This is a genomic window from Pedobacter sp. KLB.chiD (assembly GCF_047040275.1).
GTDB lineage: Bacteria > Bacteroidota > Bacteroidia > Sphingobacteriales > Sphingobacteriaceae > Pedobacter.
On the sequence record NZ_CP178207.1, the window covers coordinates 3,566,959 to 3,578,380 of the forward strand.

General features: G+C 40.2%; 8 protein-coding genes. 5 read left to right on the top strand and 3 right to left on the bottom strand.

Annotated features, from left to right (window positions below):
- Nucleotides 1–97 precede the first annotated feature (97 nt).
- Nucleotides 98–1,498, bottom strand: coding sequence for a TolC family protein (locus ACK1I8_RS14540; RefSeq protein WP_412466080.1), 1,401 nt, complete (start codon nt 1,496–1,498; stop codon nt 98–100).
- 18 nt (nt 1,499–1,516) lie between these two features.
- On the opposite strand from ACK1I8_RS14540, the gene ACK1I8_RS14545 reads away from it, so the two are divergent.
- The 5 genes from ACK1I8_RS14545 (at nt 1,517) to ACK1I8_RS14565 (ending at nt 9,155) form a co-directional block, all read left to right on the top strand.
- Nucleotides 1,517–2,185, top strand: a complete 669-nt coding sequence (locus ACK1I8_RS14545) for a polysaccharide deacetylase family protein (protein WP_412466081.1) — start codon at nt 1,517–1,519, stop codon at nt 2,183–2,185.
- Nucleotides 2,186–2,343: 158 nt separating this feature from the next.
- Complete coding sequence (locus tag ACK1I8_RS14550) at nt 2,344–2,970, top strand: hypothetical protein (protein ID WP_412466082.1); 627 nt, start codon at nt 2,344–2,346, stop codon at nt 2,968–2,970.
- Nucleotides 2,971–3,259: 289 nt separating this feature from the next.
- The gene (locus ACK1I8_RS14555; protein WP_412466083.1) at nt 3,260–6,025 is read left to right on the top strand and encodes a bifunctional aconitate hydratase 2/2-methylisocitrate dehydratase; all 2,766 of its coding nucleotides are present in this window, start codon (nt 3,260–3,262) and stop codon (nt 6,023–6,025) included.
- Nucleotides 6,026–6,205: 180 nt separating this feature from the next.
- The gene (locus tag ACK1I8_RS14560) at nt 6,206–8,485 is read left to right on the top strand and encodes an aconitate hydratase (RefSeq protein ID WP_412466084.1); all 2,280 of its coding nucleotides are present in this window, start codon (nt 6,206–6,208) and stop codon (nt 8,483–8,485) included.
- Between the two features lie 142 nt (nt 8,486–8,627).
- The gene (locus ACK1I8_RS14565) at nt 8,628–9,155 is read left to right on the top strand and encodes a DUF3575 domain-containing protein (protein WP_412466085.1); all 528 of its coding nucleotides are present in this window, start codon (nt 8,628–8,630) and stop codon (nt 9,153–9,155) included.
- A 280-nt stretch (nt 9,156–9,435) separates the two neighbouring features.
- Here ACK1I8_RS14565 and ACK1I8_RS14570 read toward each other — a convergent pair whose 3' ends face one another.
- Both ACK1I8_RS14570 and ACK1I8_RS14575 read right to left on the bottom strand, forming a co-directional pair.
- Nucleotides 9,436–9,873: a DUF2007 domain-containing protein gene (locus tag ACK1I8_RS14570; RefSeq protein ID WP_412466086.1), complete on the bottom strand. Its 438-nt coding sequence runs from the start codon at nt 9,871–9,873 to the stop codon at nt 9,436–9,438.
- A gap of 51 nt (nt 9,874–9,924) precedes the next feature.
- Entirely contained in the window at nt 9,925–11,262 is a 1,338-nt protein-coding gene (locus tag ACK1I8_RS14575; RefSeq protein WP_412466087.1) for a GH1 family beta-glucosidase, read from the bottom strand.
- Nucleotides 11,263–11,422: the final 160 nt, after the last annotated feature.

Below are 11,422 nucleotides of genomic sequence, written 5' to 3' on the forward strand. Positions count from 1 at the left end.
TTGTAATGTTTGAGGGTTGAAAGGTTATGATGCTGGCTATCCTTTCAGCTTTAGTTTTTAGCTTTAACCTTTGGTCTTTCTGCTTTTAGCTTTAGCCTTAAAAAACAATCTGTTTGCCTAGATAATAATCAATTACCTTAGCACGGAACAGTAAATCGTACTTGGCCAGAATAAAATCTATTTCGGCTTTATTTCTATTGGTTTGCGCTGTACTATAATCTAATGAATTTACTAAGCCAACGGCATAACGCTGCTCGATCACATAAAAAGCATCCTTCTGGGCCTGAAAAGCATTTTGAGTAGATGAATACCTGCTTTGTGCAGCATTCAAATCGGCAACCGCCTGATTGATTACTTTGATCAGATTATTTTTAGCAATCTGCTCATCGGTTTTCCGTTGCTGAAATACAATCTTAGCCTTTCTAACCGTTGAGCGGGTGGTAAAACCATTAAAGATAGGAATAGAAATACCCATATTGATAGATTTACCGAAGTTATCTGATAACTGATTGAAAAATGGAGTATTTCCAGGTAAAGCAAACTGGTATTGATAGAACGAGCCTAAACCTCCTCCAAAGCTCACCTTCGGGTAATAACTGCCTTTAGCCACATCAATGGCTTTTTCTGCTGCTTTTGTATTTAAGTTTGCCAATTTAATGTCCGGAAAGCTATTTAAGGCCTGGTTGTAAATATCACTTGGCACATAAGTATTCTGAATATTGTTCATTTCGTCAACCAATGGCGGCTGTACTTTAAAGGTCATGGGCGGCTGAATTTCCATTAACTGCCCTAAAGTTAAATAAGATATCGTCAGTTGGTTCTGCGCATTAGTTAAATTAAGTTCAGCAGTTGCCGCCTGCGATTTGGCCTGTGAAATATCAGCCAGCGTTTTATTACCAACGTCTAAAAGCGCCTGCTCTCTTTTTAAAGTAGCATTGGCCACTTCCAATTGTTGCTGTGTAGCCTTAACCTGATCCTGGTTATTTAAAACCTGCAGGTAAGCCGTTACCACCTGCAATATCAGATCGTTTTTAACCTTTTCTACATTGGTTTGATCTACAGCCAACAATAACTTATTCTGCCTGATTTGATTTATTAGCGCACCGCCTCCAAATAACTGCATATTGGCAGAAACATTTGGACTTAAGCTATAATTCTGAGTATTTAAAAACAACCCTGATGTTACCTGGCTCCTTCCCCATTGCATAGATTGGTTAACAGATCCATTTACAGCAGGCAATAAAGCATTTTTAGACTGGCGCACATTTTCTTCGCTGATGGCGGCATTAAATGCGGCTTGTTTGATGTTTAAATTATTTTTTAACGTATTTTCGACCGCTTTTTCGATGCTGATCACTTCCTGAGCCCTAATTTGCTGACTAAAACTTAATGCCACTAGCAACGCAGATCCGGTAATTAACTTTTTATGGGTAAACATCTTCATCATTTGTTTCAATTCTATATAAACAACTTTAATCATTTCAATCTGTTCAGGCATTTACTAACTTTGGCGTACATGTACCTGATCAAATCACCGCTTCTGCTAAAATGGTATTATCCATCATTATTATGGAATAAATCGCGTACCGAAAAAGTCATTTATCTGACCTTTGACGATGGACCTATACCCAATGTTACAGATTTTGTATTAAAAACTTTGAAAGTATTTAATGCTAAAGCTACATTTTTTTGCATCGGCGATAATATTGTTAAACATCCCGAAGTTTTTGAACGTGTAAAAACCGACGGGCATGCCATCGGTAACCACACTTTTAATCATTTAAAAGGATGGAAAACCGATGATGAAACCTATCTCAAAAACACGCTAAAATGCCAGGAACTTACCCAGTCTAATCTCTTTCGTCCACCTTACGGGAGGATTAAGAAAAGCCAGATTCGTAGTTTAGAGCTTGGGGCTTGGAGTTCGGAGTTTAATGCGCTTAACATCTCACCACTCCAAACTCAACACTCCAAACTCAAAATAGTAATGTGGGATGTGCTCAGCGGCGATTTTGACATCAATCTTTCGCCCGAAAAATGCTATCAAAATGTGATCAAACATACCGAAAACGGTTCTATTGTTGTTTTTCATGACAGCTTAAAAGCATTTGATCGTTTAGCCTATGCATTACCCAGGGTTTTAGCCTATTTTACCGAAAAGGGTTTCACTTTCGCTACGCTTTAGCGATTGTTATGCCAGAATAATATAGGCCTAACCTGGTAAGCAAAAACAGGCTTTTAATGAGATCACCGGCGATCTACTGTTCAAAAACGGACAAAACTGTACGGAATTGAACGGCTATGGAATGATTGGTTTTACTTCATCTTCAACTAAAAACCAATATGCAAAACCGCTGGCTAAAATTAAAATATTATACACTGATTCTCGCCCTGTTCACATCCTGTAATCCGGATATCGAGCAAGGCTTTGAAAAAATCCCTGCCGGGTTAAACTTGGCGGAAGATCTGTTCAGGAAGATACGTCCGGATAAAAAGTATCAATATTGGGCATGCATCCGCCAGGATTTTGAAAGTAAAATCCACCCTGAAACGGAAATTATAATAGGGCATGGAAATATTTCCCATCTGATGAACAATAAATTTGATCAACCGAAATCCGGTTTTTATTTCGACTTATTCCGAGGTTATTTTTATATCGTTTATCTTGAAAACGACAGTATGAAATTGGTCACCAATAAGGCACAATTAATCAGGTTCATCGGAAAAATAGATGGTTTAGAAGAGGCCCTGTTGCTCGCCAAAATCACCAATTTAGAAGCAGATTACAGCAGAGATATTGGTGGCTCTTATCAGAAAACCAAAAAAGGATTTGAATTATATCTGTCAAGGTTCCATAAGTGTCCCGTAAAAACCGAAGCATTTAGAGTGAGCATCGATATCCTTGGAAATGTAAAAGCTAAAAATTTAGGCTTTTACTATAACGTTGACAGTAATATCTGTTTGGATTGATCATTTCATCAAACCACTGTCATTTACAGAAGATGAATCCAGTTGATCTCTAGGTGATTTATGCTTTCACGAGGTGCCATTGGCAGAAATTTTCTTAGTTTAGAACAATTCCAAATTACGTAATAGACCGCTCAAATTCCATAAAAAGCTTGCTTTTTGTTATTTTTGTTCTATCCGAAAAATTCACTTTTTTGGCCCGCAACCACAAATTAATCACATTAACAAAATTCTTTTGGACGAGGTGTATTCAATATACAAAACTCGCGACAAAAAGAATTAAATAGCTAAGATGAGTATTTATAACGATTATATTAAGGAGATTGAAGAACGTAAAACGCAAAGTCTTCATCCCAAACCTATTGATAGCGCCGAACTACTGAGCGAAATTATCGACCAGATCAAAAATGTAAATAATTTTAACCGGGCAGACGCTGTTCATTTTTTCATATACAATACCTTGCCGGGTACCACCGCCGCAGCAGGTATTAAAGCCGAGTTCTTAAAAGAAATTATAGCAGGTGAGACTGTTGTTGCAGAAATCACACCTGATTTTGCTTTCGAACTGCTCTCGCACATGAAAGGTGGTCCTTCCATTAAAGTTTTATTGGATATTGCTTTGGCGGATAATGGTGATAAAGCAAAAAAAGCTGCTGATGTGCTCAAAACACAGGTATTTTTGTATGATGCCGATACCGATCGTTTAAAAGAGGCTTACCAAAATGGTAATGCCATTGCCAAAGAAATATTAGAAAGTTATGCCAAAGCTGAATTCTTTACCGGATTGCCTCCTGTTGCGGAAGAAATTAAAGTAGTAACTTTTATTGCAGGTATCGGCGATATTTCTACCGATTTATTATCTCCGGGTAACCAGGCACACTCACGTTCTGATCGGGAACTACATGGTAAATGCATGATTACACCAGAGGCGCAACAGGCTATTAAAGACCTTCAGGCACAACATCCTGATAAAAGTGTGATGCTGGTGGCCGAAAAAGGTACCATGGGTGTAGGTTCTTCCCGCATGTCAGGCGTAAACAACGTGGCACTTTGGACCGGTAAACGATCAAGTCCTTATGTGCCATTTGTAAACATTGCACCAATCGTTGGTGGCACCAATGGCATCTCGCCCATTTTCCTAACTACAGTTGATGTAACAGGTGGTATTGGTATCGACCTTAAAAACTGGGTAAAGAAAACCGATGAGAATGGAAATGTGGTACGCAATGAAAATGATGAACCGGTTTTAGAAGAAGTATATTCAGTAGCTACCGGAACGGTACTTACCATTAACACCAGAACCAAAAAATTATATAACGGAGACCAGGAACTGATTGATATTTCAAAAGCTTTAACGCCTCAAAAAATGGAATTTATCAAAGCAGGCGGCTCTTACGCGATCGTTTTCGGTAAAAAAATCCAAACTTTTGCCGCTAAAACTTTAGGCATCGAGGCTCCGGTTGTATTTGCTCCGGCTAAAGAGGTATCTGTTGAAGGTCAGGGCTTAACAGCAGTAGAAAAAATATTTAACAGAAACGCCGTAGGTTTGGCACCGGGAAAAGTTTTACATGCAGGTTCTGATGTGCGTGTAGAAGTAAATATTGTTGGTTCGCAAGATACTACCGGTTTAATGACGGCTCAGGAATTAGAAGCGATGGCGGCTACGGTAATTTCGCCGATTGTCGACGGAGCTTATCAGTCAGGCTGCCATACCGCATCTGTTTGGGATAAAAAAGCGCAGGCCAACATCCCTAAACTGATGAAATTCATGAATGATTTCGGGGTGATTACGGCCCGTGACCCTAAAGGCGAATATCATGCAATGACTGATGTTATCCATAAGGTATTAAATGATATCACGATTGACGAGTGGGCAATCATCATTGGTGGCGATTCGCATACCCGTATGTCAAAAGGGGTGGCATTCGGTGCCGATTCTGGTACAGTAGCTTTAGCATTGGCCACCGGCGAAGCCTCTATGCCGATTCCGGAATCCGTAAAAGTAACTTTCAAAGGTACCATGAAAGAACACATGGATTTCCGTGATGTGGTACATGCTACGCAATTGCAGATGCTGCAACAGTTTGATGGCGAAAACGTATTCCAGGGCCGGATTATCGAGGTGCATATCGGTACTTTACTGGCCGACCAGGCTTTTACCTTTACCGACTGGACTGCCGAGATGAAGGCAAAAGCATCAATCTGTATTTCGCAGGACGATACTCTAATCCAATCACTCGAAATTGCCAAAAACCGTATCCAGATCATGATCGACAAGGGTATGGACAACCATAACCAGGTACTTCAGGGCTTGATCAACAAAGCAAACAAACGCATTGAGGAAATTAAAACCGGTATCAAACCTGCTTTAATGCCGGATATAAATGCCAAATATTATGCGGAGGTAGTAATCGACCTGGATTTAATCAACGAACCTATGATTGCCGACCCGGATGTAAATAATGCTGATGTTTCTAAACGGTACACACATGATACCATCAGGAATTTAACTTATTACGGTGGCGATAAAAAAGTAGATCTGGGTTTCGTAGGTTCATGCATGGTCCATAAAGACGATTTAAAAATCGTTTCTCAATTATTGAAAAACGTAGAGAACCAAACCGGTAAGGTAGAATTTAAAGCCCCATTGGTAGTGGCCGCTCCTACTTACAATATTATTGATGAACTGAAAGCAGAAGGCGACTGGGAATATTTACAGAAATACTCTGGATTTGAGTTTAGTGATGCATTACCTAAAAGCTTGGCGCGTACTGAATATGAAAATATCATGTATTTAGAACGCCCTGGCTGTAACTTATGTATGGGTAACCAGGAGAAAGCCGCTAAAGGTGATACTGTAATGGCCACTTCTACGCGTTTATTTCAGGGTCGTGTGGTTGAAGACAGAGACGGCAAGAAAGGAGAATCTTTACTGGCCTCTACGCCGGTTGTGGTGCTTTCAGCTATCTTAGGTCGTATTCCAAGCATAGAAGAGTACAAAGTAGCAGTTGATGGCATCAACTTAACTAAGTTTACTCCTATTTCTACAAAACAATAAGAAACAAAAAAGCATATTATTTGTTAGGGCTATCAGAAATCTGGTAGCCTTTTTCTTTGCATAAAGAATTGCATAGAATGGTTTTAAATAAGATATTATGACAAATCTCAAAAATAATTCTGTTTAAAATTGTTTACTTTAGATAGTACCTTATTGTTAATAATTTATAAAAATTAAAATATGGCTTTTGATATAGACATGATTAAAAAGGTGTACGCAAACTTCGGTAACCGCGTAGAAGCTGCGCGTAAAGTTGTTAGCAGACCTTTAACATTATCTGAAAAAATATTGTATGCACACCTTTGGGATGGAGATCCTAAAAAAGCATTTAAGCGTGGATCTGATTACGTAGACTTTGCACCAGACCGCGTAGCCATGCAAGATGCCACTGCACAGATGGCTTTATTACAGTTTATGCAAGCTGGGCGTCCACAGGTGGCAGTGCCTTCGACAGTACATTGCGATCACTTGATTACGGCAAAAGAAGGTGCCGCCATAGATTTACCTCACGCCAAAACAGAAAGTGCTGAGGTTTTTGATTTCTTATCATCTGTATCCAACAAATATGGTATCGGTTTCTGGAAACCAGGTGCCGGCATTATCCATCAGGTTGTGCTGGAAAATTACGCTTTCCCAGGCGGAATGATGATTGGTACCGACTCGCACACCGTAAATGCTGGTGGTTTAGGTATGGTGGCTATTGGTGTTGGTGGTGCGGATGCCTGCGATGTAATGGCTGGTTTACCATGGGAACTAAAATTCCCTAAGTTAATTGGTGTAAAATTAACTGGTAAATTAAACGGCTGGACGGCTGCAAAAGATGTGATTTTAAAAGTAGCTGGTATTTTAACCGTAAAAGGCGGTACAGGAGCTATTGTAGAATATTTTGGCGATGGTGCTACTTCAATGAGCTGTACCGGTAAAGGTACCATTTGTAACATGGGCGCTGAAATTGGCGCAACTACTTCTACTTTCGGTTACGATGAGAGCATGGAGCGTTATCTACGCGCTACGAACAGAAACGAAGTGGCAGATGAAGCGAATAAAATTGCTGCTTATTTAACCGGCGACCCGGAAGTTTATGCCGATCCTGAAAATTATTTCGATCAGGTGATCGAGATCGATCTAGATACTTTAGAACCCTACTTAAATGGTCCTTTTACACCAGATTTAGCTACCCCTGTTTCGCAGATGAAAACGGAAGCAGGGAAAAATGGATGGCCGTTAAAAGTAGAATGGGGATTAATTGGTTCTTGCACCAACTCTTCGTACGAAGATTTATCGAGAGCAGCTTCTATCGCCAACCAGGCCATTGCAAAAGGTTTAACAACCAAAGCGGATTTCGGTATTAACCCGGGTTCTGAGCAGGTGCGTTACACTGCAGACCGCGATGGTTATTTAAAAACTTTCGAAGATTTAAATGCAACGATATTTACAAATGCCTGCGGACCATGTATCGGTATGTGGGACCGTACGGGTGCAGAGAAAGCAGAAAAAAATACCATTGTACATTCCTTTAATAGAAACTTTGCTAAACGTGCCGATGGTAACCCGAATACCTATGCGTTTGTAGCTTCGCCAGAGATGGTGGCTGCCATTGCCATTTCGGGTAATTTAGGATTTAACCCATTAACGGACACCCTGACCAATGATAAAGGGGAACAAGTTAAATTAGACCCACCTACCGGTTACGAATTGCCAACCAAAGGTTTCGCGGTAGAAGATGCAGGTTTCCAGGCCCCGGCAGCTGATGGCTCACAGGTACAGGTTCTGGTTTCGCCAACTTCCCACCGTTTACAGTTATTAGATCCGTTTGCCCCTTGGGAAGGCACCGACCTTAAAGGCCTGAAACTATTAATTAAAGCCAAAGGTAAATGTACAACCGACCATATTTCGATGGCTGGCCCGTGGTTAAAATTCCGTGGTCACCTGGATAACATTTCCAACAACATGTTAATTGGTGCGGTAAACTATTTCAATGATAAAACTGATACTGTTAAAAACCAATTAACTGGAGAGTATGGCCCGGTACCGGCTACCCAACGCGATTATAAGGCTGCTGGTTTAGGTTCAATTGTAGTGGGCGACGAAAACTATGGTGAAGGCTCATCACGTGAACATGCGGCCATGGAGCCACGCCACCTGGGTGTTCGCGCGGTACTGGTAAAATCTTTTGCCCGTATCCATGAAACAAACCTTAAAAAACAAGGTATGCTGGCCTTAACTTTTGCCGATAAAGATGATTACGATAAAATTCTGGAAGGTGATACGATCGATATTTTAGGCTTAACGGAATTTGCTCCCGATCAGCCATTAACACTGGTATTACACCATGAAGATGGCACTACAGAGCAGTTTGCTGTTAACCACAGTTACAATGCGCAACAAATAGACTGGTTTAAAGCTGGTGGCGCATTAAACATCATCAGGGCTGAAGCTGCTGCAAAAGCCGCGCTTTAACTAGTCAGAAAGTCCAGAGTCGGGATCCCGGAGTCTGGATATAAAAACATCAATCCCGTTTTGTTAAGGCAAAACGGGATTTTTTGTTTGTAAACAAGAATATTAAATCTATTTTTACAGCTCAAACAAACTAATCAAATTAATGAAAAAGCTCTTTTTATGTGCCGCTATGGCCACGACTTTTCTATGTGCAAAAGCACAGGATGCAGAAAACACCATTAAAATTAATCCGCTAAGTGCCCTCATCAAAACCGGATCAGTTTTTTATGAGCGCAAGCTCAATGACGGAGTTTCGTTACAGCTCGGTTTGGCTTATACTGGCCTGAAACTGGATGATGTTAAATTTACGGGTGTTGCGGTTACCCCAGAAGCACGTTTCTACTTAAAACAGAGGGCAATAAGTGGTTTATATGCTGCTCCATTCTTAAGATACCAGAATTATTCCGTTACCGATGGATCAGACAAAGGAAAATACAGTTCATTTGGCGGAGGAGCTTTGATGGGTCGCCAGTGGGTTTATGGAAGTGGCTTTGTACTTGATATTTTCTTTGGCCCGAGTTACAACAGTGGAAAATATAAAGCCACTCAAGGTAATAACGAACCAGATATCAAAGGCGGGATTGAGGGCTTCGGTCTTCGCACTGGTATTGCGTTAGGTTTCGGTTTTTAATCTATACAGCGTCCTTATAATCCCGTTTTGTTTATTCAGAATGGGATTTTTTTTGCAAAAACCCCTTACCCCGGAGTATGAAGTATATCAGAGACATTACCCTGGTCTGGTAAATATCGGAATGATTTCAGGGTATATATTGCGGAAAAGATGCTGACCATGCCGTAGCTACAAGGCAAATGAATACGCTGGCGCTACTTGTAAAATGAATTCAGCATGACGGTGACTGAGGAATATTAAAAACTCCCTCGTTATAAAGGATTACTTGATAGGGTTAAATCTACTCAAACTCATTACCGCAATCATAACAATGATAACATTTATTGGCTTTAATTGGCATAGTAAATGTTAAAAAAGCCAATACGGTAGCCCAGAAACTGTATTTTTTATCGGTTGCCATGCCATAGCCTACATTGGTAGATTCACATTTCTCACAAACTGTTTTACCTTCAGCTGATTTCTCTTCATCAACAATTTCATCTGATGATTCAAAATCCAAACTATTGTCTTCCGCCAATAGAGCATTAATGGCTTCCACATCCCGTTCAAAAACAATAAGTTTAACCCCGCCTATGGCCTGGTTATAAAGTGGCTGAATGGTAGACACATTTTCATCGGCCAGGAAACAGGCAAATCCACTATCTTCCAATTTGGCTTTAATGATATTTGCCTCCATTGGATTGTAATAAGTACTATAAACCAAGGTTTTATCATCCATATCCAAATATAACAATTTGTTTATAATTAATGAAAAACCGCTGACTATCAACTAATTTTCCAGAAATTCTTTCCACCAGTAACCCGAATCTTTAATGATACGTTCCTGGGTTTTAAAGTCGTTATAAATCAACCCGAACCGCGCTGTAAAGCCCTCTGCCCATTCAAAATTATCCATTAATGTCCAAGCCATGTAACCTGTAACCTTAACCCCATCATTTTTGAGTTTGAGCAGTGCTTCAAGGTAAAGTTTAAAATATTCGATCCGTTCGGGATCAGCTACACTTTTACCGATCAATTTATCGTGATAGGCTGCACCGTTTTCGGTGATGATAATATTTTTGATGGCTGGATAGGCTGCAAACTGTTTTACAATATTGTAAAAGCTGTCGGCATTTATTTCCCAACCCATGGCTGTATGCGGTTTTTTTCTGCTTTTGGCTTTAACTTCCCAGGCCTGGATTACCGGAATAAAAGCATTGTATTTTACCGTTAACGGAAAATAGTTTTGAAGACCAATAAAATCAAAGTCGAATTTCATCCTTTCCTGCAATCGCCAGGTACCATATTCGATCTGGAATTTTTCCAGCACATCCCAATCTGCTGTAGGAAAGCCCATGCCCAACGTAGGCTCTACAAACAAACGGTTCATTAAACAATCTATCCGCTTTGCAGCCAGTATATCATTATCGCTTCCGGTATAAGGAAGTATTTCAGAGCAGGAATAGGTAGTCCCGATGTAAGCATTGGCCACCTCCGCACGTAAAATTTTACCGCCATCGGCCTGTGCTAAAGCCGTATGCAAAACTGCCGGAAAAAAATTGCTTAACCCTGTTTTTCCCGGTGCATGTACCCCAAGCATATAACCCAAGGAAGTATAACCGAAAGGCTCATTCAGTACAATCCAGTTTTTTACTTTATCACCATATTCCAATGCACAGATACTTACAAAGGCATTAAAGGCAGCATTAATACTAAAACTCGTCCAACCGCCCTCATCTTCCAGGGCCTGTGGTAAATCCCAATGATAAAGTGTAACATAAGGTATAATTCCCTGCATCAAACATTCGTCAATAAGATTATGGTAAAAACGGATACCTTCCTGATTTACTTCTCCCCTTCCACCGGGTAAAATCCTCGACCAGGCAATAGAAAACCTAAAAATCTTAAACCCCAAGTGTTTAACGAGCGCTACATCTTCGGTATAACGATGATAAAAATCGCAGGCAGGATCTAATTTATGGTTCTTCTTTATTTTGCCGTTTTTTGCGGTAAAGGTATCCCAGATAGAAGGGCCTTTACCGTACTGGGTTGCTGTTCCTTCTATCTGCGCCGCAGCAGTAGCTACCCCCCACAAAAAATCAGAACCGAAATCGCTTGCTTTAACCATTATTATCTATTACTTGCCAAATTGCGAGTTTAATATTAACAAATCATTAAACCATGAATTTAATTTAAAGATTGGCCATTTATAAAAAACGCAATAATGATACGATTATCTATCAGCCTATTTTAAATTCATCCAGCATCGCTTTCTTCATTCTTTAACG

Bases quoted from the DNA above. Each gene is read 5' to 3' on its own strand.
- ACK1I8_RS14545 (WP_412466081.1), top strand. From the start codon at position 1,517: ATGTACCTGATCAAATCACCGCTTCTGCTAAAATGGTATTATCCATCA.
- ACK1I8_RS14565 (WP_412466085.1), top strand. From the start codon at position 8,628: ATGAAAAAGCTCTTTTTATGTGCCGCTATGGCCACGACTTTTCTATGT.
- ACK1I8_RS14555 (WP_412466083.1), top strand. From the start codon at position 3,260: ATGAGTATTTATAACGATTATATTAAGGAGATTGAAGAACGTAAAACG.
- ACK1I8_RS14560 (WP_412466084.1), top strand. From the start codon at position 6,206: ATGGCTTTTGATATAGACATGATTAAAAAGGTGTACGCAAACTTCGGT.
- ACK1I8_RS14575 (WP_412466087.1), bottom strand. From the start codon at position 11,262: ATGGTTAAAGCAAGCGATTTCGGTTCTGATTTTTTGTGGGGGGTAGCT.
- ACK1I8_RS14570 (WP_412466086.1), bottom strand. From the start codon at position 9,873: ATGGATGATAAAACCTTGGTTTATAGTACTTATTACAATCCAATGGAG.
- ACK1I8_RS14540 (WP_412466080.1), bottom strand. From the start codon at position 1,498: ATGCCTGAACAGATTGAAATGATTAAAGTTGTTTATATAGAATTGAAA.
- ACK1I8_RS14550 (WP_412466082.1), top strand. From the start codon at position 2,344: ATGCAAAACCGCTGGCTAAAATTAAAATATTATACACTGATTCTCGCC.